Annotated in this window: 17 protein-coding genes and 1 riboswitch; of the genes, 16 read left to right on the top strand and 1 reads right to left on the bottom strand. The window is 62.8% G+C overall.

All coding sequences use genetic code 11. The features are described 5' to 3' along the window. Window positions 1–143: 143 nt before the first annotated feature. The 8 genes from IGX34_RS04895 (at window position 144) to IGX34_RS04860 (ending at window position 12,585) form a co-directional block, all read left to right on the top strand. Complete coding sequence (locus IGX34_RS04895) at window positions 144–1,637, top strand: GGDEF domain-containing protein (protein WP_192554582.1); 1,494 nt, start codon at window positions 144–146, stop codon at window positions 1,635–1,637. 227 nt (window positions 1,638–1,864) lie between these two features. Continuing rightward, entirely contained in the window at window positions 1,865–2,986 is a 1,122-nt protein-coding gene (locus tag IGX34_RS04890; RefSeq protein WP_192554581.1) for a hypothetical protein, read from the top strand. 63 nt (window positions 2,987–3,049) lie between these two features. After that, window positions 3,050–3,325 carry a ubiquitin family protein gene (locus IGX34_RS04885; RefSeq protein WP_225737239.1) on the top strand — a complete coding sequence of 92 codons (276 nt, stop codon included), beginning with the start codon at window positions 3,050–3,052 and terminating at the stop codon, window positions 3,323–3,325. A 221-nt stretch (window positions 3,326–3,546) separates the two neighbouring features. Continuing rightward, complete coding sequence (locus IGX34_RS04880; protein WP_192554579.1) at window positions 3,547–4,299, top strand: hypothetical protein; 753 nt, start codon at window positions 3,547–3,549, stop codon at window positions 4,297–4,299. A 172-nt stretch (window positions 4,300–4,471) separates the two neighbouring features. Next, window positions 4,472–5,008 carry a hypothetical protein gene (locus tag IGX34_RS04875; protein ID WP_192554578.1) on the top strand — a complete coding sequence of 179 codons (537 nt, stop codon included), beginning with the start codon at window positions 4,472–4,474 and terminating at the stop codon, window positions 5,006–5,008. Window positions 5,009–5,175: 167 nt separating this feature from the next. Beyond that, window positions 5,176–7,824, top strand: coding sequence for a M1 family metallopeptidase (locus IGX34_RS04870; protein WP_192554577.1), 2,649 nt, complete (start codon window positions 5,176–5,178; stop codon window positions 7,822–7,824). 429 nt (window positions 7,825–8,253) lie between these two features. Beyond that, window positions 8,254–9,741 (top strand): Fic family protein, encoded by a 1,488-nt coding sequence (locus tag IGX34_RS04865; RefSeq protein WP_192554576.1) that lies wholly within the window; start codon window positions 8,254–8,256, stop codon window positions 9,739–9,741. A gap of 213 nt (window positions 9,742–9,954) precedes the next feature. Continuing rightward, the gene (locus IGX34_RS04860) at window positions 9,955–12,585 is read left to right on the top strand and encodes a M1 family metallopeptidase (RefSeq protein ID WP_225737238.1); all 2,631 of its coding nucleotides are present in this window, start codon (window positions 9,955–9,957) and stop codon (window positions 12,583–12,585) included. A gap of 156 nt (window positions 12,586–12,741) precedes the next feature. On the opposite strand, the gene gcvP is transcribed toward IGX34_RS04860, so the two are convergent. Continuing rightward, a complete protein-coding gene (gene gcvP, locus IGX34_RS04855) occupies window positions 12,742–15,663 on the bottom strand; it encodes an aminomethyl-transferring glycine dehydrogenase (protein ID WP_192554575.1) in 2,922 nt (973 codons plus the stop codon). A gap of 38 nt (window positions 15,664–15,701) precedes the next feature. After that, window positions 15,702–15,798: riboswitch (glycine riboswitch) on the bottom strand. Between the two features lie 282 nt (window positions 15,799–16,080). Between gcvP and IGX34_RS04850 the strand changes: the two genes are divergently transcribed. The 8 genes from IGX34_RS04850 to IGX34_RS04815 all read left to right on the top strand — a co-directional run bounded on the left by IGX34_RS04850 (window position 16,081) and on the right by IGX34_RS04815 (window position 26,056). Then, complete coding sequence (locus IGX34_RS04850; RefSeq protein ID WP_192554574.1) at window positions 16,081–16,500, top strand: VOC family protein; 420 nt, start codon at window positions 16,081–16,083, stop codon at window positions 16,498–16,500. Window positions 16,501–17,079: 579 nt separating this feature from the next. Further along, window positions 17,080–18,066, top strand: coding sequence for a hypothetical protein (locus IGX34_RS04845; protein WP_192554573.1), 987 nt, complete (start codon window positions 17,080–17,082; stop codon window positions 18,064–18,066). A gap of 237 nt (window positions 18,067–18,303) precedes the next feature. Further along, window positions 18,304–19,944, top strand: coding sequence for an OFA family MFS transporter (locus IGX34_RS04840; protein ID WP_192554572.1), 1,641 nt, complete (start codon window positions 18,304–18,306; stop codon window positions 19,942–19,944). A 14-nt stretch (window positions 19,945–19,958) separates the two neighbouring features. Then, window positions 19,959–20,459: a formate dehydrogenase subunit gamma gene (locus tag IGX34_RS04835; RefSeq protein WP_192554571.1), complete on the top strand. Its 501-nt coding sequence runs from the start codon at window positions 19,959–19,961 to the stop codon at window positions 20,457–20,459. Then, the gene (locus IGX34_RS04830; protein WP_192554570.1) at window positions 20,456–22,009 is read left to right on the top strand and encodes a formate dehydrogenase beta subunit; all 1,554 of its coding nucleotides are present in this window, start codon (window positions 20,456–20,458) and stop codon (window positions 22,007–22,009) included. Before IGX34_RS04835 ends, IGX34_RS04830 begins: the two co-directional genes overlap by 4 nt. Before the next feature lie 117 nt (window positions 22,010–22,126). Continuing rightward, window positions 22,127–25,006 (top strand): formate dehydrogenase subunit alpha, encoded by a 2,880-nt coding sequence (gene fdhF / locus IGX34_RS04825; RefSeq protein ID WP_192554569.1) that lies wholly within the window; start codon window positions 22,127–22,129, stop codon window positions 25,004–25,006. Next, the gene (gene fdhD / locus IGX34_RS04820; protein ID WP_192554568.1) at window positions 24,987–25,835 is read left to right on the top strand and encodes a formate dehydrogenase accessory sulfurtransferase FdhD; all 849 of its coding nucleotides are present in this window, start codon (window positions 24,987–24,989) and stop codon (window positions 25,833–25,835) included. The genes fdhF and fdhD overlap by 20 nt, the downstream gene beginning before the upstream one ends. Further along, window positions 25,832–26,056, top strand: coding sequence for a formate dehydrogenase subunit delta (locus IGX34_RS04815; RefSeq protein WP_192554567.1), 225 nt, complete (start codon window positions 25,832–25,834; stop codon window positions 26,054–26,056). The genes fdhD and IGX34_RS04815 overlap by 4 nt, the downstream gene beginning before the upstream one ends. The last annotated feature ends 2 nt before the right edge of the window (window positions 26,057–26,058 follow it).

The following is a 26,058-nucleotide window of genomic DNA, read 5'->3' as shown; positions in this document are numbered from 1 at the left end:
AGCCCAGGTATCTGGCAATTGCGTGATCCGCTTGCCGCCACGCAAACCCGGTAAAGTAAACAACCGCTGCCTCCGTGGCCCGTGCCGGTGGTTATGGGCGGGCGCTGAAGCGGCGCGGTTCGAGTTCGAAAGGGGGAATGTGCTTGCGCGTCATCGGGGTACTGGTACTGCTGCTGTTGACCCATCTGGTTCTGGCGAACCGGAGCGGGCATGCGCAGGACGTATGGCCGCAGGCGGCCCTGGTGGCGGTGCAATGCGTAGCCCTGTGGGCGGTTTTCATGCGCTGGCGGCGCTCGGCCGCACTGATCCGCCTGCCGTGGCTGCTGCTGGCGCTGGCGGTGCTGATGCAGGTGCTGTGGGCGGGCACCAATGTATTCGCGCTGCTGTTCGGCGACAAAAGCGGTTTCCTGGCCGCCATGGCCACGGTGTTGTCGGGCCTGTACGTGGTGCCGTGCATGTTCATGGTGACCCGTTCGTTTGCGCGCAACGAACCGCGCATCGTGGCGGTGCTGGATCTGGTGCTGTCATGCATGGTGGCGGTGCTGGTGTACAAGTTCTTCACCACGCTGCTGAGCGGGCCCCTGGCGGCCGATCCGAACAGCATCAAGCTGGTGCTGTTCCAGGCCGACGCCATCGACTACTCGCTGGCGTTCATGGCGATCTTGCGCCTGTTCGGCGCGCGCAGCTTTCGCTGGCGCTTTTTCTATTTCACGGCCAGCGCCTATTTGCTGGTGAACGCCATCGTCGCCACCGTCTATAACCGGCTCGAATTGCATGGCCTGCCATGGTGGTCCGGCTCGCTGATCGATATTCCGCATGCCCTGCTGGCGGTGGTGGCGATCCGGCAGCCGCCGCGCTGGCTGCGTGCCTACCGTCCTCCGTTGACGGTATCGCAGACCATCGCTTCGTTTGCGCCGATCCTGCTGTCGATGATGGTGGTGATGCTGGGCATCAGCAGCTCGCGCATCAATTTCGTTCCCGGCCTGGTGGTGGGCTGCGCCTCGGTGCTGTTCTACGGCTTGCGCGTAGCCTTTATCGAAAGCCGCAACATGGACATGAAGCGCGCGGTGGACTTGAGCGCCTTGCGCCTGGAGCAGCAAGTGGGGCGCGATCCGCTCACCGGCATTGCCAATCGCGCGGCGCTAGATACGCGCCTGCGCGAGGCATTGGAAGAAGGGCGACGCACTGGCCGCTGCTGCTCGCTGCTGATGATCGATATCGATTATTTCAAGCAATACAACGACAGCCTCGGCCACGTTGCCGGCGATACCTGCCTGGTCAAGGTGGCATATGCACTCAGCAGCAGCCAGGTGCGCACACGCGATCTGGTCGCGCGCTATGGCGGTGAGGAGTTCGTGGTAGTGCTGGTGGACACTCCGGCCGAAACGGCATTGGAAGTGGCGCGGCGTCTGGCTGCCTCGATCGAGCACCTGCAGATCGCGCACCCTTCCGGCCCGCATGGCTGGATCACCGTAAGCATCGGTATTTCGACGCAAGCACTGGATGCGCCGGTAGAGCCGATGGCCCTGCTGGAAGAAGCCGATCGTGCGCTTTATCTGGCCAAGCGCAACGGCAGGAATCGCGTTGAAGCAGCCGGCGATACGGCATCGCTGGATACCGGTAGAGGCGCTATTTAGCTTATTTTGCTTCACCACGCATTGACGGCAGCGAGCGTATCTACGCGCAGGGCTGACGTGTTTCGAACCTGTCCCCGTTAAGTGCAAAGAGTGCCGTGCCGTATGGCGCGCGGTGCTGCGTGGGCGTTTCGAATATCGATGAATCACTGTCACGAATGATCCCGTAGATGCGCTGGCATCTATGGGTGGCATGCATTTATTCCGAACCATGCATAGAGGTGGCCGATATGAAACGAAAGCTTTTCAGCGTGATGGTATTGGCGAGCTTTTCCAGTGTGGCTATGGCGAGCTCGGTCAGTGTGGGCAATGTGCTCGCCGTCGACCAGACGGCCGGTACGGCACAGCAGGGTGCGGTGTTCGCGGTCGACCAGAGTTCGGGCGCACGCAGTTTGTTCAGTGACTTTGGCAATGGCGCCCAGGGTGTGCAGGGCGTGGATCCCTCCGGCGTGGCGTGGCTGCCGGCCGAATTGCTTGGCTTGATACCCGCCTCGGTGCTGGTCACCGACAGCAGTGGCGGCAGCAACGAACAAGGTGCGCTTTACCAACTCGATCCAGCAACCGGCAATCGCAGCTTGTTGAGCGACTTCGGCAATAGCGGACAGGGTGCTGTGGGCGAAGATCCATTGGGTGTGCTGGTGATTCCTGTCATCAGCGGAGTACTCAATAGCGGCGTTGTGCTGGTGGTGGATCCGTTTGCCGGCACCAACGGGCAGGGTGCGATTTTCTCGGTGAACGCCTCGGGCAATCGCACCGTGCTGACCGATTTCGGCGACGACTCCGGTTTTCAGGGCGTGTATCCGGACAGCATGGCTTTTTATCCGGGCCTGCTGGGTCTGTTGGGGGCCTCCGTCCTGGTCGCCGACGGCAGCGCGGGCGCCAGCGGGCAGGGCGTGCTGTTTTCGGTGAATCCGGCTACCGGCACACGTTCGGTGATCAGCGACTTCGGCAACAGTGCACAAGGCTGGGTGGATACGAATACCGGCTCCACGCCGGTGAGCGTGCTGGTGAGCCCGGCCGAACAGATCTACGTGCTGGTGCAGGAGGACAGCGCCGGCGGTGGCGGCGAGGTAGTGCAGGTCAATCCGGTTACCGGCGCGCGCAACCTGGTCAGCGCATTGAGCTGCACGGACAGCAACGGCGCGAGCGTGAGCGGGGTCGATCCTTCGTCACTGGCCTGGCTGCCTGACGGCTCGATCGGCGTAGCGGATAGCGACGCCGGTACCGGCGGCAATGGTGTGGTCTTCGCCGTCAATCCTGGCACCGGTCAGTGCCAAGTGCTCAGCGATTTTGGTAACAGCAGCCAAGGGCCGCTTGGCAGTGAGCCGAGCGGCATCGCCGTAGCCCAGTAGCCCCTTTGATTGCGGAGAACGCTCATGAAAATCCGGAAACATCGTGCACGGTTGATGGCATGCATGCTGGCGCTACTGGTGGTCTCGGCCCTGGGCTTCTCGCCGGCGGCGATGGCCATGCAGATTTTCGTCAAAACGCTGACCGGCAAGACGATCACGCTTGAGGTTCAACCCAGCGATACGATCGAAAACACCAAAGAGAAGATCCAGGACAAGGAGGGGATTCCTCCCGATCAGCAGCGGCTTATTTTTGCCGGCAAGCAGCTGGAAGACGGGCGTACCTTGAGCGACTACAACATCCAGAAGGAATCCACCCTGCACCTGGTGCTCCGTTTGTAGGGAGACGGCTCGCTTTTGACGTAGATCTTTCAGTGTCGTTACGGGAGGGGCGCGTCATGCGCCCCTTGCTGTCGAAGGCATGTCGTTGGACACTCCCCGCGGCCGCCGAAAAGGCGTTGAATATCGTCCAGCCATTGTCTGGCCGTGTCATCGCGATCCCCCATTGCGCGTTAACACGGCTGCCACAACCCCGCGCTGTCGTAATCACAGGGAGTGTTCGTATGTCCAGGTCGCTTTGGAAAACCGCCGGTCTGCTGTTGCTGGCCACCTCACTTTCGGCACCCGCATGGGCGGCCACGGATGACCAGGCCCCGGCGTCGTCCAGCACCAGCAACTATGTCCCCAGCGATGCGGATCTTGCGGCGGCGCATTGCATCATCGGCGAGGAGCGCTTCCTGCCCGCCGATTATTACTACTGCCTTGGCGGCCTTACCTACGGTCAGCACAACTACGGCGAGTCGCTGCGCTTCTTCACCACGGCGGCGAGCTGGGCCAGCAAGCCGGCGCAATACGTGCTGGGGGTGATGGCCTTGAACGGCGATCACCAGCCGCGCAATCGCGCGCTGGCGCTGGCCTGGTTTGCGCTGGCCTCGGAACGCGCGGATTCGCGCTTCAAAGCACCGTACGACGACGTCTACAAAGCTTCCACCCAGGCTGAGCGGCACGCCGCCGAAGCGCTGCTGGAAAAAATGCGTCCCACCTATGGCGATGCCGTCGCCGCAGTGCGTGCGCAACAGCGTTACATCGAAGGCATGAAATTCCTGGCCCGCATGAACATGGGCAACAACCAGTACTGCATGGAAGGCATGTCGACGCTGGACCACCCCAATACCGATCCCTCCGCATGCCAGTCGGTGCAGCAGGTGGTGACGACGGTGGACAAGCAGGCAGCCACCGTGTTCGAAGGCTGGTCGGGGCATGTAACCGTCGGGCCGCTGCAGCAGGTCAGCAAGCCATCCGGCGGCACGAATTAAACCGCTCCCCCATTACCTCAACGCGTAGGTTGGGTTAGCGCAGCGTAACCCAACATCTTCGCTTCGTAGCGATATCGTTGGGTTACGCTGCGCTAACCCAACCTACGTGCTGGATTTAGGCACGAGTTTTCTGCCGGCCTGGATGGTTTGCATGGGCAATGGGGGGGCATCCATGGTCAACCTGGATAGGATGGAAATCCAATTCAGCAAATTGAAATGCCTGGTAACACTGGTGATGTGTGCGGCTTTCGGCGCGATTTTCTTTCTGCTGAGCGGCGCACTCTGCGTAGAGCATTTTCATGCCGGGTCGCCCAACCTGATGTTTGAGCTCTTTGGGGCGGCCGTTCTTACATGGTCCGTCAGTCTGTGCTTGGTTAGCATGTTCAGCGCAACTCCGGGGCTGGTGCTGGACAGCCAGGGCATTGTCAGTTGTGCCGGCAGGTTTTCACCGATCTTCGTACCTTGGTCGGAGGTTGTCAGCATCAAACTTGTCAGGCGGGGCAAGAGTGGCCAGGTGATTTGCGTGCGCCTGAGTGAACCCGCCGGAAAGGCGCTTGAGCATATGCGGCCACTGCAAAAAATGCGCTATTGGCTGCGTTGGATTGCGCCCTATGGTGTGTATGTCCATGACGTCTATCTGGACATCAGTCGCGATAATCTGCTCGACCTGCTGCAGCATTACCAGGCGACCTATGTTGCACAACCCTGATCCAGGTTACCGTTCGGCAACCTGGATCAGCCCGGCGTAGCCCAGGCCGCAGATTGTCAGCAGCGGTGACGGGCATGCGCCATGCGGACAACATGACTTCTGGCGCTGTCTGAAACCCGCGCGTACCCCGCACTATCGGTCGTTGATATCCGACTAGGGGGAGCGTTATGCGCCGTATCCTGTTTTCCGCCATTGCCGTAGCCCTGGCTGGTGCCTGCACCGTTCAGCCGGCTCTGGCCCAATCCCATGCACCTGCCGAAGTCATCGGCACCACCCAGCTGCCGCGCAGCGTGCGGCCGTCGCATTACGACGTGGCCGTGACGCCGCACGCCGCTTCCTTGAGCTTCGACGGCAAGGTGACGGTGGCGCTCGACGTGCTGACGCCGACGCCCAGCATCACGCTCAACGCCATCGACCTGAAGTTCGCCAAGGTCAGCCTGGTGTCAGCGAGCGGCAAGGGCACGTTCGATGCGCCCAAGGTCAGCATCGACGCCAGCGCGCAGACGGCGACCTTCACCTTCGCCAAGCCCATTCCGGTCGGCAGCTACCAGCTGAGCATGGATTACACCGGCAAGATCGACACCCAGGCCAACGGTCTGTTCGTGATCGACTACGACACCAAGGCCGGTCACAAGCAGGCGCTGTACACGCAGTTTGAAAATTCCGATGCGCGCCGCTTTATCCCGTCCTGGGACGAGCCGGCCTACAAGGCCACCTTCAGCCTTACCGCCACGGTGCCCACCGGGCAGATGGCGGTGAGCAATATGCCGGCGGCGCAGAAGACCGACCTGGGCGGCGGCCTTACCCGCGTGCAGTTCCAGCAATCGCCGAAGATGTCGACGTATCTGCTGTTCTTCGGCACCGGCGAGTTCGATCGTGCCACCACCAGTTCCGACGGCACCGAGATCGGCGTGGTGACGCAGAAGGGGCTGTCTTCGCAGGCTACCTTCGAGCTGGATTCGGCCAAGGCCGTGCTGCACGAATACAACGATTATTTCGGTGTGCCGTACCCGCTGCCCAAGCTGGACAATATCGCCTCGCCGGGCAGCAGCCAGTTCTTCGCCGCGATGGAAAACTGGGGTTCGATCTTCACTTTCGAGTACGCCATGCTGCTCGATCCGTCGATTGCCACACAGGCCGACAAGCAAGAAGTGTTCGGCGATGCCGCGCACGAGATGGCGCACCAGTGGTTCGGCGACCTGGTGACCATGCGCTGGTGGGACGACCTGTGGCTCAACGAAGGCTTCGCCTCGTGGATGGCTACGCGCACCACCGAGAAGCTGCATCCGGAATGGCATGCGGAGCTCGATACGGTCGGCATCCGCGAATCGGCGATGAGTCTGGACGCGGTCAATACTTCGCACGCGATCGTGCAGCATGTGGAAACGGTGGAGCAGGCCAACCAGGCCTTCGACGCCATCACCTATTCGAAGGGCGAATCGGTGATCCGCATGCTGGAGAATTATCTCGGCGCCGATGTGTGGCGCGACGGTGTGCGCCGCTATATCAAGGATCACGCCTACGGCAACACGGTGTCCGACGATCTGTGGAAGGCGATGGAGACGGTGACCGACAAGCCGGTCGCCACCGTCGCGCACGATTTCACCTTGCAGCCGGGCGTGCCGCTGATCCGCGTGGCGTCGGAAACCTGCAAGAACGGCAGCACTACGCTGGAGCTGACCCAAGGGCAATTCAGCAAGGGCCCGGCCAACCGCATGATGCGTCACTGGCATGTGCCGGTGATGGCACAGGCACTGGGCGGCACCGTCGCCAGCACGCTGGTGGATGGCCATGCATCGCTGGTGGTGCAGGGCTGCGGCCCGGTGGTAGTGAACGCGGGGCAGGCTGGCTATTACCGCACGCTCTACACCCCGGAAGCCTTCGCCGCGCTCAGCGCGAACTACGCCAAGCTTGCGCCGATCGACCAGCTCGGCTTGCTGGATGACAGTTCGGCGATGGGCCTGGCTGGAATGGAGCCGGCGTCGTCGGTGATGGACCTGATCAAGGCCACGCCGGCCGATGCCAACCCCGTGCTGTGGCAGGACATCGCCAATGTGCTCGGCGGCCTGGATCGCTACTACCGCGATGGCGATGCAGGGCAGGCGGCGTTCCGCGCCTTCGCCATCGCCAAGCTGGAGCCGGTGCTCAACCAGATCGGTTGGGAAGCCAAGGCCGGCGAGGCGTCGACGGTGGCGATCCTGCGCAACAACCTGATCATGAGCCTGGGCAATCTGGGCGACCCGATCGTGATCAAGGAAGCGCAGCGCCGCTACGCCGCGCAGGCAACGGATCCTTCCGCCATGCCGGCCGCGTTGCGCACCACCATCACCGCGGTGGTGGCCTACAACGCCGATGCTGCTACCTGGGACACCCTGCACAAGCGCGCACAGACCGAGACCACGCCGCTGGTGAAGGACAACCTGTACGCCCTGCTGGCCAACGTCAAGGACGAAGCCCTGGCCAAGCGTGCGCTGGATCTGGCCCTGACCAGCGAACCGGGCGCCACCAACAGCTCGAACATGATCTCGATGGTGGCACGCCATCATCCCGAGCTGGCCTTCGATTTCGCCGTGGCGCATCGCGAGCAGATGAATCAGCTGATCGATTCCACCTCGCGCAGCCAGTACTACCCGCGCCTGATCGGCGGCTCGCTGGATGCGGCCTCGATCGGCAAGATGCGTGCGTTTGCGCAGGCCAATATCGCGCCGACTTCGCGTCGTGGCTCGGATACGGCGATTGCGAACATTCAGTACCGCATGGGTGTGCACAAGGATCGCATCCCGCAGATCGATGCCTGGCTGAAGAAAAACGGCTGATGGTGGAGCTCCCCGCCTAGGAGCTGGTCGTTAAGGAAGCAGAAAGCGCCGGGCTTGGTCCGGCGCTTTTTTTTGTTCGGCTCAGCGCAGGGGATATGGCCATGCGGTAACTGGATGGCGCAGACCTCGCTGGCGATTTACGAGGCTGATTGGAAAGGTATCGGGTATATTAAGGACAAAAAAGCGAAGTATTGGGTATATTACGGACAAAATAGCCGCCTCACGGCCCGCAAAAGCCCAAAATACGGACAAGATGGCTCCTGGCCCGTATCTCCGCCCGGGCTGGATTGACCCGCACGCAAGCTCTGAATGGCAGCTCCTCGTTGGGGGGGCTTCTGTGAGACCTCTCGATAAGTATCGGGTATATTGCAGACAAATTCGGCAAGTATTCCCTATTTTACGGACACTTTGGCCGTTTGGAGGCGGAGAATGGCTCAAAATACGGACAATCTGCCTGAGCTGGTGCTCGCCTCCAGAGCCGACCACACCTCGGCTCGCAGGATTACCCGCCTGGCAGGCCAGGGGCATTTGCGCCGCCTGTATCCAGGTGTCTACACCTCGAACTTCGATAGTCCGCCCGAGGCGGTGGTGCTGCGCAACTGGCGCGCGATTGTCGGCCACTTGCTTCCCGATGGGGTGATCTCGTATCGCTCGGCCTTCGATGGCAAACCGCAGGATGGCTGCATCTTCGTCACCCGCGGCAAGACCAGGCAAACGCTCCGGTTGCCGGGCCTGCTGATCGAGGTCTGGCCCGGACCTGGACCGCAAAGGGATGGCAGTAGCCAGGATATTCAACTTGGTGGACTGTACATGTCCGGTGATCCACGGCGGTTTCTGGAGAACTTCAGTCGCGGGCGCGGCGTGACCGCCCGCGTCCTGCCGCAAGCCGAACTGGAATCCAGGCTGGATCGTCTGCTGATGATCGGCGGGGAGCGTCGCTTGAACCAGCTGCGTGATCAGGCGAGGGACCTGGCTGTGCGCCTGGATATGGGCGCACAGTTCAAGCGTCTCGACGGCGTCATTGGTGCACTGCTGGGTACGCACGAAGCGAACAGGTTGACTGCGCGCCAGGCCATCGCACGTGCTGCCGGACGACCTTATGATCCGGAGCGGCTGTTGCTGCTGGATGCGCTCTTCGCCGCGCTCAATGGAGCGGCATTGCAGCAATTGCCGGATCCGGCCAGCAGCGGCAGCGCACGCGAGAATTTTGCTTTTTATGAAAGCTACTTTTCCAACTACATCGAAGGGACTACCTTCACCGTTGGCGAAGCCGAGGACATTCTTTTCCATGGGAAAATCATTGAGCAGCGCAGCGAAGATTCCCACGACATCTTGGGAACCTTTTTCGCTGCGATGAATTCACCGTGGCGTGACCAGCCGCCGCAAAATGCCGAGCAATTCCTCACGTGGCTGCGCGATGTGAATGCCATCGTCATGAAGAGCCGGCAGGACAAGAAACCTGGCGAATGGAAAGATCGCCCCAATCAGGCCGGTAATACTTTCTTTGTGGCGCCAGAGCTTGTGCCGGGAACGCTGCGGGAGGGGTTTGAACGGATCATGGGGCTGGGCGATCCGCTGGCCCGGGCAATCATGGCAATGTTCGTTGTCACCGAGGTTCATCCATTTCTCGATGGAAATGGGCGCACCGCACGCCTGGTCATGAATTGCATACTCAGTGGGGCAGGTATGTGCCGGGTTATCGTTCCAACGGTATATCGCGAGGACTATCTTTTGCCGCTCAAGGCACTCAGTCATAACAAAGATACCGCGCCTATCGTGGCGTCGATCGCTCGCATTCAGCGCTGGACTGCTGCCTTTGACTACGGGCTGCCAAGAGATGAACTGCGGGAGCAACTGATCAAGTGCAATGCGTTCCAGGAAGACCTGCATAACTATCGGCTGAAATTTCCAAGCTGACCGAAGCACGGTGCGGACCTGAGTATTCACTCCCGGGCCGTTCTCCATGGCGGCGATGTGGCCTGGAGCTCGTGCAGATTCTTTCGACGCCTGGGTGGCGTTATCGAGTGCCGGAGCGGTGTGCTACTTTTCGGCAGGCATGCTGGGTAAGCGGGGCATCTTTAGAGCATGGCATGCCACGCGGACAGCGATAGTCCACGACAGGGGATGGCAATGCGGACACTGCTTGGAATGATGGTGCTGGCGGCATGGATGCTGGTGGCCACGGCTTACGCCAGTACAACGAATACTTCACCGGTAGCGGTGACGACGCAGCTGCCTACGGATGTACGCCCGACGCATTACGATCTCACCATTACGCCGCACGCGCAGGCCATGCGCTTCGATGGCCACGCGGTGATTGCGCTCGATGTGCTGCATCCCACCACCAGCATCACGCTCAATGCGCTGGACCTGGACCTGAAACAGGCGGTACTGAGCGGCGGCCCTGATCGCACGCATTTCGATCCACCGCGCATCACGCTGGACAAAAAGGCGCAGACGGCTACGTTTGCCTTCCCCGCCAGCTTGCCGATGGGCCATTACCAGTTGAGCATCGACTATGCCGGCGTCATCAACACGCAGGCGTTCGGCTTGTTCGCGGTGAATTACCAGGGCAAGCAGGGCTCGCAGCGCGCCTTGTACACCCAGTTCGAGAATGCCGATGCGCGGCGCTTTTTCCCCTGCTGGGATGAGCCGGCCTACAAGGCCACGTTTGCATTGACCGTCACCGTGCCGAAGGGCGAGATGGCGGTCAGCAATATGCCGGTTGCCGCACAGGACGACGTCGGCAGCGATCTGCAGCGCGTGCGGTTTGCCGCCACGCCGCCGATGTCGACGTATCTGCTGTTCTTCGGACTGGGCGATTTCGAGCGCATCAGCACCCGGGTGGACGGTACCGATATCGGTCTGGTGGCCCCGCGCGGCAGCGCGGCACAAGGACAGTTCGCGCTTGCCTCGGCTCGCGCCATCCTGCCCGAATACAACACTTATTTCGGCTTGCGCTATCCCTTGCCCAAGCTGGATATCGTGCTTGCGCCAGGCAGCAGTAGCAGTACCGCGGCGATGGAAAACTGGGGGGCGATCCTCTCCTTCGAAGACTACATGTTGCTCGATCCGACCATTTCCAGCGAGACGAACAAGAGCACGGTATTCAACACGCTGGCGCATGAGATGGCGCACCTGTGGTTCGGCGACCTGGTCACCATGCGCTGGTGGGACAACTTGTGGTTGAACGAAGGCTTTGCCAACTGGATGGCCTTGCGCGCCACCAGCAAGCTGCATCCGGAGTGGGAGCAGGACGTCTACAACGTATGGTTCAGCGAAGGCGTGATGGAAATCGATGCGCAAAAGACCACGCATCCGATCATCGAGCCGGTCACTTCGCCCGAGCAAGGCCAGCAGGCCTTCGATTCGATCACCTATGCCAAGGGCGAGGCACTGATCGTGATGCTGGAGCACTACATCGGCGAAGATGCCTGGCGCCGCGGCTTGCAGCGGTATATAGCGCAGCATGCCTACGGCAATACCGTATTCGACGACCTATGGCAGGCCATGGCAGGCGTGACGGACCAGCCGATAGCCGCGATCGCGCATGACTTCACTACCCAGGCAGGCGTGCCGCTGCTGCGCGTATCCGACGCGAAGTGCCAGGGCGGCCAGACCACGGTGCAGGTGAGCCAGGGCGAGTTTTCGGTGGACCAGCCGGACAAGGCGCCGGGGCATTGGCGGGTGCCGGTGATCGCCCAGGTGATCGGGCAGCCGCCGGTTCGGCAAGTGGTGGTGGGCAACACAACGCTGCAGCTGCCGGGCTGCGGCGCCTTGCTGGTGAACGCAGGCCAGAGCGGCTATTACCATTCGCTGTATGCGCCGCCATTGCTGGCCGCGATCAATGCGAATTTCCAGAAGCTATCGCGCATGGATCAGATGGGCGAGCTCGACAATGCCTGGGCTTTGTCGATGGCCGGCATGCAGCCGGTATCCGAGCCGTTCGAACTGATAAAGGCCGCGTCGCCTGCCAGCAACCCCATGTTCTGGTGGGATGTCACCCGGCATCTGTACTCATTCGATGCGAATTTTCGCGACGATGCGACCGCGCGTGCGCGCTATCGCCGATTTGCCACGGCACGGCTGGAGGCGGTGTTTGCGCAGGTAGGCTGGCTGCCCAAGCCGGGCGAGCTGGCGTCGTACAAAGTGCTGCGTACGCAGCTGATCGTGGCGCTCGGCACCCTGGGCGATGCGCGGATCATTGCCGAAGCACGCCAGCGCTTTCTTGATCTGCCAAGCATATCCTCGGGGGATTTGCGCCAGAACGTGCTTTACGTGATTGCGCGGCAGGCCGATGCGGATACGTGGAATCGGCTGCTGGCCATGGCCAGAAGCGAGAAGGCGCCGCTGGTGCGGCAGAAGCTCTATCAGATGCTCGCGTTGCCCGAAGACGAGGGATTGGCGACGCGTGCGCTGAATCTGGCGTTGACGCCGGAGATCGGCAACAACGGCGGCGAGATGTTCACCGGCGTGAGCTTTCTGCATCCGGAACTGGCCTTCGATTTTGCGGTGGCGCATCGCGCGCAAGTGGATGCGATGGTCGGACCCAATGACCGCGCGGAGTTTTACCCGGACCTGGCCTGGGGCTCGAACGATGCGAAGATCATCGAGCGCATCCAGGCGTTCGCCGCGGCACATATTGCGCCCGATGCGCGCAGCAGTGCCGACCTGGTGATCAACATGATTGGCCACCGTGCCGAAGTGCGGAACAAGCAGGTGCCGCAGATTGATGCCTGGTTGAAGCAGAACGGATGGTGAGGCCGATGCAGCGAAGGGCGGCGAAGATTTGCCGCATCGTGCACGCCTGTGCATGACCGTCGACAGATGAGCGGAGTCGATGGGAGCGCAGGCCTCTAAAAGAAAGACCCCGCTCGGAGCGGGGTCTTTCTTTATTCTGCACCACGAAGCGGCGACTTAAACTTCCGCTTCTTCCTTATACGCATCCACCGGAATGCACGCGCACATCACGTTCTTGTCGCCGTAGACATTGTCCACGCGCGCCACCGGCGACCAGTACTTCTGCAGACGCAGGCTGGGCAGCGGAAACGCGGCCAGTTCGCGCGGATAGGCGTGGTTCCACTCGGTGCCGGTGACCATGGTGGCGGTGTGCGGCGCGTTCTTGAGCGGGTTGTCTTCGCGATCCAGGCGGCCGTCTTCGACGGCACGAATTTCGTCGCGGATCTGGATCATGGCGTCGATAAAACGATCCAGCTCGTGCTGCGATTCGCTCTCGGTCGGTTCCACCATCAGCGTGCCGGGTACCGGGAAGCTCAGCGTCGGTGCGTGGAAGCCGAAGTCGATCAGGCGCTTGGCCACGTCTTCGGCACTGATGCCGGTGCTGTCCTTGAGCGGGCGCAGGTCCAGAATGCACTCGTGCGCCACCAGGCCGTTGCGGCCGGTGTAGAGCGTCTTGTAGTGAGGCGCCAGGCGCTTGGCGATGTAGTTGGCGTTGAGCAGCGCCACCTGGGTCGCCTTGCGCAGGCCTTCCTGGCCCATGAGCGTGACGTACATCCAGCTGATCGGCAGGATGCTGGCGCTGCCGAAGGGGGCCGCAGACACCATGCCGCCAAAGCTCTTTTGAGGAGTGTGGCCATGGATGGCCGCTTTTTGATTTTCGTCGGCATGGATGCCGATATAAGTTTTAGGCAGGAAGGGCGCCAGATGCGACTTCACGGCGCACGGGCCGACGCCCGGGCCGCCGCCGCCGTGCGGAATGCAGAAGGTCTTGTGCAGGTTCAGATGCGACACATCCGAACCCCACTTGCCCGGCTTGGCCACGCCCACCAGTGCGTTCATGTTGGCGCCGTCGGTATACACCTGGCCGCCGTGCTCATGCACGATTTCGCAGATGCGCACCACGTCTTCCTCGAACACGCCGTGCGTGGACGGGTAGGTGATCATCAGCGCGGCGAGGCGGTCGGAATATTTCTCGGCCTTGGCGCGGATGTCGTCCACGTCGACGTTGCCGTTGCTGTCGCACTTGGTCACCACCACCGTCATGCCGCACATCTGCGCGGAGGCGGGGTTGGTGCCGTGCGCGGATTCGGGAATCAGGCAGATGTCGCGCTGGTCTTCGCCGCGCGAGCGGTGGTATTCGCGGATCGCCAGCAGGCCGGCATATTCGCCCTGCGCGCCGGAATTGGGCTGCAGGCTGACGGCGTCATAGCCGGTGCATTCCACCAGCATCGCTTCCAGCTCGTCGATCAGCTGCTTGTAGCCCTGCGTCTGCTCGGCCGGCGCCAGCGGATGGATCTGGCCGAATTCGGGCCAGGTCACCGGGATCATCTCGGCGGTGGCGTTGAGCTTCATGGTGCAGCTGCCCAACGGGATCATGGTGCGATCCATCGCCAGGTCCTTGTCGGCCAGCGAACGCATGTAGCGCAGCAGTTCGTGCTCGCTGTGGTGCGTGTTGAACACCGGATGCTGCAGGAACGGCGCCTGTCGCAGCAGCGCGGCGGGCAGCGCGTCGGCAGTGGCGGTATCGACTTCGTCGATATCGCCCAGGTCGGCGCCGAACAGTTCGGCCAGCGCCTGCACGTCGGCGCGGGTGGTGGTTTCGTCCAGGCTGATGCCTACCGCCTGGCCGTGGATCTGGCGCAGGTTGAGACCCTTGCTCGCCGCCTTGGCATGGATCGCATCGGCGTCGACCTGGGTGATGTGCAGGGTGTCGAAGAAGTTGCTGCCCACCGTCATGCCGGCATTGCGCAGCGCGGCAGCGAGGATCGCGGCCAGGCGATGCGTGCGGCGCGCGATGCGCTGCAGGCCTTCCGGACCGTGGTACACGGCATACATGCTGGCCATCACCGCCAGCAGCACCTGTGCGGTGCAGATGTTGGACGTGGCCTTTTCGCGGCGGATGTGTTGCTCGCGCGTCTGCAACGTGAGGCGGTACGCCGGCTTGCCTTCCGTATCCACCGACACGCCGATCAGGCGGCCCGGCATCGAGCGCTTGTAAGCATCGCGGCAAGCCAGATAAGCCGCATGCGGGCCGCCAAAACCGAACGGCACGCCAAAGCGCTGGCTGTTGCCGATCACGATGTCCGCGCCCCAGGAGCCGGGCGAGGCGATCAGCGTCAGCGCCAGCAGATCGGTGGCCACGGCGACGATGCCGCCGCGCGCATGCACTGCCGCGGCAACGGCGGCGTAGTCGTTGATCTGGCCATAGGTGTTGGGGTACTGCAGCAGCACGCCGAAGCTGTCCACGCTGGGCGCTTCGGCCGGTTCGCCCACATGCAGCTCGATGCCCACGCCGTCGGCGCGGGTATGCAGCACTTCCAGCGTCTGCGGATGCACGTCGCTGGCGACGAAGAACACGTTCGACTTGGATTTGGCCGAGCGCTTGGCCAGCGTCATCGCTTCGCCGGCGGCGGTGGCTTCGTCCAGCAGCGAGGCGTTGGAGATATCCATGCCGGTAAGGTCGGCGACCATGGTCTGGAAGTTGATCAGCGCTTCCATGCGGCCCTGCGAGATCTCCGCCTGATACGGCGTGTAGGCCGTGTACCACGCCGGATTCTCAAGGATATTGCGCAGGATGACGTTCGGCGTGAGCGTGCCGTAATAGCCCTGGCCGATGAAGTTCTTGAACACTTTATTCTTGCGCGCGATGGTGCGGATCTTCGCCAGCGCTTCTTCTTCGGTGACGCTCGGCGGCAGCGCCAGCGGCTGCTGCGACTTGATCTGGCCCGGCACGATGGCATCGGTCATCGCATCCAGCGAAGCGTGGCCGATCACGTGCAGCATCTGCGCGATTTCCGCATCGTTGGGGCCGATGTGGCGCTCGATGAAAGCGTGGTGGTGTTCCAGTTCGCGCAGCGAGGGGATGTGGTTCTGACTCATGGCAGGGGCGTCCGAAGAACGCGTGCAGGCCGCACGCGGGGCGCCCCTCTGTCCTTTTGCCTGAGAGTTTGGAAGCGGCTTGCGCTTCGTGCCCCTTCGGCGCCGGATTCAACCGGTCTCTCCAGAGTCTTGGATAAATGGCGGTATGGAGCCTGAGCGATTACGGGCGTTGCGCCTTCGGCAGCGGGGTGTCCCGCTTCTCCCACCATCTACATCAAGGCGCGAAGTATACCCTTTGCCACGGTGCATAGCTCCTTCTCCCCAGCGGGGAGAGGCCGGGGCGAAGGGGCGTGCTTGCCTTGAAATTCCCGTGAAGCACGCAACCGTGGAGGGGCATGATTGGCGTCGCCGGCCGCCCCCTGCCGCGAGCGTGGCCCAGCGGGTCGCTGGCGCTGGTTTCCGCAAGAGTGAGAGATCATGAACAAACCGCCTTTTCGCATCGAACAGCTGGACCATATCGTCCTGCGCGCCTACGACGTGCCCACCATGCAGGCGTTCTATTGCGACGTGCTTGGCTGCACGGTAGAGCGCCGGCAGGACGATATCGGCCTGTTGCAGCTGCGCGCCGGGCATTCCCTGATCGATCTGGTCGGTGTCGACAGCAAGCTCGGCCGTCACGGCGGCGCCGGGCCGGGCACGGAGGGACACAACATGGATCATCTATGCCTGAGCGTGGAGGGCTATGACGAGGCCGCCATCCTTGCCCATCTGAAGGCGCATGGCGTGCATGTGGGCGACATCGGCAGCCGCTACGGCGCCAAGGGCGAAGGCCCTTCGATTTATCTCTTTGATCCGCAAGGCAACATGGTGGAGCTGAAAGGGCCGCCTGCGGTATAGGCATCGCCATCCCGGCCGGCGCCGGGATGACGGTTATTGGCTTGCTTGAAACCGCTGTTCGAAAAAAGCATGTGTCATAGGTCACGAATTTAACGTTTGTGAATTTTAAATAGCTATAATGCGCGTTCCCCAGGGCGCTTGAATGCGGATCGCCGAGTAGGCGAGCTGACCATCCAGGCGTGTGCAGTCCCACGAACGATTCCCCCCTCGGCATTCGTGTCGGACTTCACGACGGCTTTTTTGCTTTTTGTTTGAACACGCGGATCGCACGCCCACACGCATGACGTGTGCGTCAGGCCGATCCGGGTTGTTCCTGGCGGAAGCAAGGAGTTTCACGGATACGCCGGTTTCCCCTCCGGTGCATCCGCATGACGGCGAAGGTATTCGCGACGTAGTCCGCAACGCGTTGGAGCTTGGCTCCGGCGTGAACGGCTACGTGCGGCCATGACGACCGGACAGGTTTTTCCGCGCTGCCGAGCGTGTGCTCTCTGTGCCATGGAATTGATAGGCGATTCTTCAATGCGTTGCGACCGGCGATGGATATTGCCGCGCGGGCTTGTTGTTTTTGAGGGTGTCGTTGTGTGTGAATCGGAAGCTTCATTGCGCTCGTTCGACGGCGACCCGTCGATCGATGCGAGCGCTGCATCGGACCGTGAAGTGAGCGCGCTGCTCACCGATCTGCCGTCGGCGCATGGTGCCAAGGCAGCGCGAACGGAGGCGGCAGCGCCCAGTCTGGGCCTGCGTCTGCGTGCGTGGAAACGCCGTCTGAACGATCCGGCCAAGCGCGCGCGCCGCGCTGCGCGCGTTACGCGCCAGATCCGTTTTGTGTATTTCGCCCACGTCGACGACGACAGCTTGTTCGGCGAATACCACCACGAACTGGTTACCGCCGAAGTGCTGCTCGATCGCATGCTGACCGCACGCGTATCCGGCATGCGCGCCATCCATCCGTCCTTGCCGGGCGATGCGGAAGAGCGGCTGTTCCAGCGTCCGCCGCGCGGCAGCTTCACCCAGGTGACGCCGGAATACATCCGCTGGTATGGCCGCACCGGCGTGCGCCGCGATCTGCCGATGGTGCGCGAAGAGTTGGCGATCGAACTGATGGGCGAATACGCCTACAGCTATCCGGATGCATTGGACATCGCCGCCCATCATTCCGGTGCGCTGGCCCGCGACGACCAGACCTGGCTGCTGACCCGGGCCAAGGCGCCGATCGCCTGCCGCCCGCTGCACGGCACGGAGTTCCGGCAACTGGCGCGGGCGATCGAGGCCGCGTACGACGTGCCGCATGGCGATACCACGGTGGCGCTGGCCAACAAGGACATCGCGCGCCGCGCGGCGGCGATGCTCGGCGCGGTGCTGGATGAATACGTGGCCACGCCGTTTACCAGGCCCGAGCTGGCGCAGGCCTACGCCGATTTCCATAGCGCACATCTGCAGCGCGTAGCCGCCGCCACGCGCCTGAAGGGCCTGTTGCCAATGCCGGTCACCGGCGTGCTGGGCTGGTTCTCGGCCAAGCGTGCGCGCATCTACGCCGAAGTGCAGGCGCGGCTGGCCGGACGTTGACGGCGTAAGACGCCGCTATATTGCACTGCACACGAACAAGTGTGTGCGTGTAATCCGGCCAAAAGTTACGCGCTTTTCGCAGCTTGAAATATGACAGTGTGTCATGCGCGCGCTGGCATGTTGCTGCGCACTATTTCCGGTGCTTTCATTCTCACTTTCCGCTCTCTGCTTCGGCTACAGTCAGGCGCGTCGCCAACGCGATACCCGTTTGTCTCCATCGATCGCAGGGGGTCGTTCATGACTGTCGTGTCCGAGGCTGTACCGGGGCAGGGGAAGCCGCCGGGTCTGTTGGCAAGAGAAAACATCATTGCCGGTCCGCGCTTCAATCGCTGGCTGGCGCCACCTGCGGCTTTGGCCATCCATTTGTGTATCGGCATGGCGTACGGCTTCTCGGTGTTCTGGCTGCCGATGAGCAAGCTGGTGCCCGGTGCGCAGAGTTGCGAAAGTCTCTGCTTCTTCGCGCAGCTGTTTGCCGCGTCCTGCAACTGGACGGTGCCGGCGGTCACGCATATTTTCGAAACCTTTATTGCCATGCTCGGCATTTCCGCCGCGATCTGGGGCGGCTGGCTGGAACGGGCAGGGCCGCGCAAGGCCGGCTTCATTGCCGCGCTGTGCTGGGGCGGCGGTCTGGTGGTCGGCGGCATCGGCATATCGATGCATCAGCTCTGGCTCGCCTTTCTCGGTTGCGGCGTACTCGGCGGCGTGGGACAGGGGCTGGGCTACATCACGCCGGTATCCACCTTGATCAAATGGTTTCCCGATCGCCGCGGGCTGGCCACCGGCTTCGCCATCATGGGCTACGGCGGTGGTGCGATGATCGGTGCGCCGATTGCGGTGGCGCTGATGGCGCATTTTGCGCAGGGTGAAATCCCCGGCGTAGCCACCACGCTGATCGTGATGGGGGTGTTGTATTTCGTGGTGATGTCGGCCGGCGCTTTTGGCTTTCGCGTGCCGCCGAACGGCTGGACACCGGCCGGCTGGACTGCTTCGGCGGCTGGCAACAAGCTGATCACCCGCCATCATGTGCATCTGAATCGCGCCTGGAAAACCCCGCAGTTCTGGATGATCTGGATCGCGTTGTGCATGAACGTCACCGCCGGCATCGGCGTGATCGCGATGGCCAGCCCGATGCTGCAGGAAGTATTCGGTGGCCGCCTGCTGGGGCTCGCTGCCGGGACCACACTCAGCACGGCGCAGAAGGCCGCGATCGTCGCTTCCGCGGCGGGCCTGGTCGGACTGATCAGCCTGTTCAACAGCCTGGGCCGTCTGTTCTGGGCCTCCACGTCCGACTTTATCGGGCGCAAGAACACCTACATCGTGTTCTTCCTGCTCGGCATCGTGCTGTATTGCAGTCTGCCCAGTCTCGGCCATCTGGGCCTGGCCGGGCTGTTCGTGATGGCGGTATGCGTGATCATTTCCATGTACGGCGGCGGCTTTGCCACCGTGCCGGCTTACCTGGCGGATATTTTCGGTACGCAGATGGTCGGCGCCATTCACGGACGGCTGCTTACGGCATGGTCGGTGGCGGGTATCGCGGGGCCGTTCCTGATCGCCGCCGTGCGCCAGGCGCAGCTCGGCGCCGGCGTGGCCAAGAACCTGGTGTACGACCGCACGCTCTACATCCTGGCTGCGTTGCTGCTGATCGGCCTGATCGCCAACTTGCTGGTCAAGCCCGTCAAGGAAGCGCACCATATGACCGATGAGGAGCTCCAGCGCGAGCGCTCACTGCAGCATGAAGCGCCGAGTATCGCGGCCAGCGCCGGCGAAGCGGCACGTGGCAGTTTCGGCATGGTGGGCATCGTCGCCTGGGCGCTGGTCGGCATCCCCTTCCTGATCGGCGTATGGATTGCCCTCAGCAAGGCCGCCGCACTGTTCTGAGGTCGCTATCGCTCATGAAGCCCGCCAGAAACCCCACTGCGCTGCCGCCGATCGATGCGCATCTGCGCGAGGCCATCCTGCAAGTCACCGCCCGGCTGAAAGACCAGCCGGGCGCGTTGCTGCCGATACTGCACGGGGTGCAGGAGTCGCTCGGCTATGTGCCGGAAGAAGCGCTTGCACTGATTGCGCGCGAGCTGAATCTGTCGCGCGCCGATGTGCATGGCGTGGTGTCGTTCTATCACTTCTTCCGCACGCATCCCGTCGGCCGGCAAGTGATCTACCTGTGCCGGGCCGAGTCCTGCCAGGCGGTAGGCGCGGCGAAGCTGGAGCAGCATGTAAAGCAGCGCCTGGGCGTGGATTTCCACCAGACCACCGGCGATGGCCGCTACACGCTGGAGCCGGTGTATTGCCTGGGCAACTGCGCCTGCTCACCGGCGATGATGGTCGACCGCGACCCGCACGGGCGCATGACGCCGGAACGTTTCGATGCGTGGCTGGAGGCGCAGACACCATGAGCGTCACGCTATATGTGCCGCGCGATGCCAGCGCGTTATCGCTGGGCGCCGAAGCAGTCGCCAAGGCGATCGAGGCGCAGGCACGGCAGCGCGGCATTGAACTGCGGCTGGTGCGTAACGGTTCGCGCGGCGCGTATTGGCTGGAACCGATGGTGGAAGTGCAGACCCCGGCCGGACGCGTTGCCTATGGCCCGGTTGAGGCCAGCGATGTCGCGGGGCTGTTCGATGCCGATTTTCTGCACGGTGGCGCACATGCGCTGGCCTTGGGTCTGACCGATGAAATCCCCTGGCTGAAAAGCCAGCAGCGCCTCACCTTCGCGCGCGTGGGCGTCGTCGATCCCCGCAGCCTGGATGAGTACCGCGCGCATGGCGGCTATCGTGGATTGGCCGCAGCGCTGCAACTGGAACCCGCCGCAATCGTGCAGGCAGTAACCGATGCCGGTTTGCGCGGTCGCGGCGGCGCAGCGTTTCCTGCGGGCATCAAATGGAAAACCTGCCTCGATGCCGCGGCAGACCAGAAATACATCGTATGCAACGCCGACGAAGGTGATTCGGGTACCTTCGCCGACCGCATGCTGATGGAGGGCGATCCGTTCGCCCTGATCGAAGGCATGACCATCGCTGCCCTCGCGGTGGGCGCCACTCAGGGCTATATCTACCTGCGCATCGAATACCCGCATGCGCAGCGGGCACTCGAAGCGGCGATCGAGACGGCTCGTGCGAAGGGTTATCTGGGCGACGATATTGGAGGCAGCGGCAGGGCCTTTCATCTGCAGCTACGCATGGCTGCCGGTGCTTATATCTGCGGCGAAGAAACGTCCTTGCTGGAAAGCCTGGAAGGCAAGCGCGGGCAGGTGCGGTTCAAGCCGCCGCTGCCGGCGATCCAGGGGCTGTTCGGCAAGCCTACGGTGATCAACAACGTGATCACGCTGGCGACGGTGCCGCTGATTCTTGACCGCGGTGCCGCGTTCTATCGCGACTACGGCAGCGGACGTTCGCGCGGCAGTCTCCCTTTGCAGCTGGCCGGCAATGTAAAGCGTCCGGGTCTGGTGGAACGCGCTTTCGGCATGAGCCTGCGCGAGTTGATCGAAGACTACGGTGGCGGTACCGCCAGCGGGCGGCCACTGCGCGCCGTGCAGGTAGGCGGTCCGCTGGGCGCGTACATTCCGGTATCGCGGTTGGATACGCCGATCGACTACGAAGCGTTTGCCGCCATCGGCGGCATGGTCGGCCACGGCGGCGTGGTGGTGTTCGACGATACGGTGGACATGGCCGCGCAGGCGCGTTTCGCAATGGAGTTCTGCGCGATCGAATCCTGCGGCAAGTGCACGCCGTGCCGGATCGGATCCACCCGCGGCGTGGAAGTGATCGACCGCATGGTGGCCGGCGACGCGGCCGAGCGCGAGCGCAATGAAGTGCTGCTGCGCGATCTGTGCCAGACCATGCTTGCGGGATCGCTGTGCGCGCTGGGCGGCATGGCGCCGTTTCCGGTGCTCAGCGCCCTGGATCATTTCCACGAAGACTTTCGCGAGCAGCGTAGGTTGGGTTAGCGCAGCGTAACCCGACAATTCGCCTGCGTAGCGACATCGTTGGGTTACGCTGCGCTAACCCAGCCTACGCCGCTCAGCTGCCATGCGCCGGTCAGATGCATCAGGAGGTAAGCCACCATGCTATCCATCGTCGACATCGATCGCGGCACCCCCGCGGTGGCCTCCGACAAGCAGGTGACACTGGAGATCGACGGGCGCCGCATCCAGGTGCCGGAAGGTACGTCGGTAATGCGCGCCGCCGCACAGGCCGGCATCAGCATCCCCAAGCTGTGCGCCACCGACATGCTGGAAGCGTTCGGCTCCTGCCGCCTGTGCCTGGTGGAGATCGAGGGACGCAAGGGCTATCCGGCTTCCTGCACCACCCCGGTCGCCGAAGGCATGCAGGTGAGCACGCAAACGCCCAAGCTGGCCGACATCCGCCGTGGCGTGATGGAGCTGTATATCTCCGACCATCCGCTGGATTGCCTTACCTGTCCGGCCAACGGGCACTGCGAATTGCAGGATATGGCCGGCGTAGTGGGGCTGCGCGAAGTGCGCTACGGCTACGACGGTGCCAACCATGTATTCGCCAAGGACAAGCAGGGCGAGGCCAATCCGCATTTCGCAGCCAAGGACGAATCGAATCCCTATTTCACCTTCGATCCGTCCAAATGCATCGTCTGCTCGCGCTGCGTGCGCGCCTGCGATGAAGTGCAGGGCACCTTTGCCCTGACCATCCAGGGCCGCGGCTTCGAATCCAAGGTATCGCCGAGCCAGGCCAACCGCTTCCTCGATTCCGAATGCGTTTCCTGCGGTGCCTGCGTGCAGGCCTGTCCCACCGCGACGCTGTCGGAGAAATCGCTGATCGACAAAGGGCAGGCCGAACACAGCGTAGTCACCACTTGCGCTTATTGCGGCGTGGGCTGCAGCTTCCGCGCCGAAATGAAGGGCGAGGAGATCGTACGCATGGTCCCGAACAAGGATGGCCATGCGAACCACGGCCATTCCTGCGTGAAGGGGCGCTTCGCGATCGGCTACGCCACCCATCCGGACCGCATCCACACGCCGATGGTCCGCAACAAGATCAGCGATCCGTGGCGCATCGTCAGCTGGGAGGAAGCGATTGCGCACGTGGCCAGCGAGTTCAAGCGGCTGCAGGCGACCTACGGCAAGTTCTCCATCGGCGGCATTACCTCCTCGCGCTGTACCAATGAGGAAACCTATCTGGTGCAGAAGCTGGTGCGTGCCGGCTTCGGCAACAACAACGTCGACACCTGCGCGCGCGTCTGCCATTCGCCGACCGGCTACGGCCTGAAGTCGACGCTGGGCGAGTCGGCCGGTACGCAGGATTTCGATTCCATTCGCCACACCGACGTAGTGCTGGTGATCGGCGCCAATCCCACCGATGCGCATCCGGTCTTTGGCTCGCAGATGAAGCAGCGCCTGCGCGCGGGCGCCAAGCTGATCGTGATCGATCCGCGCCGGATCGACCTGGTGCGCACGCCGCATATCCAGGCCGATTACCATCTCAAGCTGCGGCCCGGCACCAACGTCGCCATGCTCGACACGCTGGCGCATGTGATCGTTACCGAAGGGCTGGTGGACGAGGCCTTCGTCACCGCACGCTGCGAGCCGGAAGCCTTCGCCAAATGGCGCGATTTCGTGGCACAGGACAAATACAGCCCCGAGGCGATGGAAGCGGAGACCGGCGTGCCTGCGGCATGGGTGCGCGGTGCGGCGCGGTTGTACGCCACCGGCGGCAATGCGGCGATCTATTACGGACTGGGTGTGACCGAGCATGCGCAGGGCTCCACCGCGGTGATGGGTATTGCCAATCTGGCGATGGCCACCGGCAATATCGGGCGCGAGGGCGTGGGCGTGAATCCGCTGCGCGGGCAGAACAATGTGCAGGGCTCCTGCGACATGGGCTCGTTCCCGCATGAGTTTCCCGGCTACCGCCATGTGGGCGATGCGAAGGTGCGCGGCTCGTTCGAGGCGGACTGGGGGGTAACGCTGCACGACGAACCCGGCTTGCGCATTCCCAATATGTTCGAAGCCGCGCTGGATGGCAGTTTCAAGGGCTTGTATATCGAGGGCGAAGATATCGCCCAGTCCGATCCGAATACGCAGCATGTGACGGCCGCGCTGCAGGCGATGGAATGTGTGGTGGTACAGGACCTGTTCCTCAACGAGACGGCCAAGTTCGCGCACGTTTTCCTGCCCGGCAGCTCGTTCCTGGAAAAGGAAGGCACCTTCATCAATGCCGAACGCCGCATTTCGCGCGTACGCGAAGTAATGAAGCCAAAGGCGCGCTATGCGGACTGGGAGGTGACCCAGCTGCTGGCCAATGCCATGGGCTATCCGATGCATTACACGCATCCGTCGCAGATCATGGACGAGATCGCCCGGCTTACTCCCACCTTCCACAGCGTGAGTTTCGCCAAGCTCGAACAACTGGGCTCGATCCAGTGGCCGTGCAATGACGAACACCCGCAGGGCACGCCGGTGATGCACGTGGGCGAATTCGTGCGCGGCAAGGGCCGTTTCATGCTTACCGAATATGTGCCCACCAGCGAGAAGGTGAATGCGGAGCATCCGCTGATCCTTACTACCGGGCGCATTCTCAGCCAGTACAACGTGGGCGCGCAGACGCGCCGCACCGCCAATGTGATGTGGCATGACGAGGATCGCCTGGAAATCCATCCGCACGATGCGCAGGAACGCGGCATCAAGGAGGACGACTGGGTCGGCATCGAAAGCCGCGCAGGGCAGACCGTGCTGCGCGCGCGCATCTCCGAGCGCATGCAGCCGGGCGTGGTCTACACCACCTTCCATTTTCCGGGTTCCGGGGCCAACGTGATCACTACCGAAAATTCAGACTGGGCTACCAACTGCCCCGAATACAAAGTCACCGCCGTGCAGGTGACGCGCGTGGACCAGCCCTCCGAGTGGCAGAAGCGCTACCAGGTTTTTTCCCACCAGCAACAGGCCCTGCTGGATGCCGCCGAAACACCCTGAAGCCGATACTGCCCGTGGCTATGCCGTGCGCCGGGTCGACCGCTTCGACCGGCACGGCCATGCACAGATTGACGACGCGGTCACCGAAGAGGTGCCGGTGGCAATGCTCTATAACGAGCTGCCATTCGCGGTGATGATGGTGACGCCGCTGGACCTGGAGGATTTCGCATTGGGCTTTTCGCTCAGCGAAGGGCTGATCGCCGCGCCGGCGGAGCTCACCGGCGTCGAGGTGCGCACGCGCCTGGAAGGCGTGGAACTGGCCATGCAGGTCGACGCTGGCACGCTGGAGCAGCGGGCCGGCAGTTACGGCGAACGTTTGCTGCCCGGGCGCAGCGGCTGCGGCTTGTGTGGTGCGCGCACGCTGGAGGATGCAGTGCGCCATCCGGCGCCGGTGGGCGACGGGCCGCGCATCGATGCGGCAGTATTGGAACACGCGCTGGATTCGCTGCGCGCCGCGCAACCGGTCAACGCCGCGACCGGCTCGGTGCATGCCGCCGCGTGGTGCCATGCCGATGGCCGCATCGCGATGGTGCGCGAGGATGTGGGCCGGCATAACGCACTGGATAAATTGATCGGCGCGATGGCGAAAGCCGCGGTCGATCCTCAGCGAGGTTTTCTGCTGGTCACCAGCCGCGCCAGCTATGAAATGGTGACCAAGGCTGCCAGCGCCGGCATCACGATCATGGCGGCCATTTCCGCGCCCACCGCGCTGGCGATCCATCTGGCCCAGACCACCGGCCTCACCCTGGTCGGCTTTGCGCGGCCCGGCAGCCATGTCGTCTACACCCATCCGCAGCGCTTGCTGCACGTTGCCGGAGCGCAGGCATGAATATCGAACGGCTAGTCGCGATGGTTAACGACATTGCCCGTTACTTCGCCTCCGAGCCGGATCACGCGACAGGTGTGGCGGGAATTGCCGATCATCTGAAGCGCTTCTGGGAGCCGGGCATGCGGCGACAGATCGTGGCGCATCTGCAGGAAGGCGGCGAGGGGCTCGATGCGCTGGCGAAGTTGGGCGTGCAACGCCTGGCCGAGCTGGATACAAAGTAGGT

Origin of the sequence: Dyella acidiphila (genome assembly GCF_014863405.1) — a bacterium.
Taxonomy (GTDB): domain Bacteria; phylum Pseudomonadota; class Gammaproteobacteria; order Xanthomonadales; family Rhodanobacteraceae; genus Dyella_B; species Dyella_B acidiphila.
Note: the sequence above shows the minus strand (reverse complement) of the source record. Positions and strands in the feature narration are given on the sequence as shown.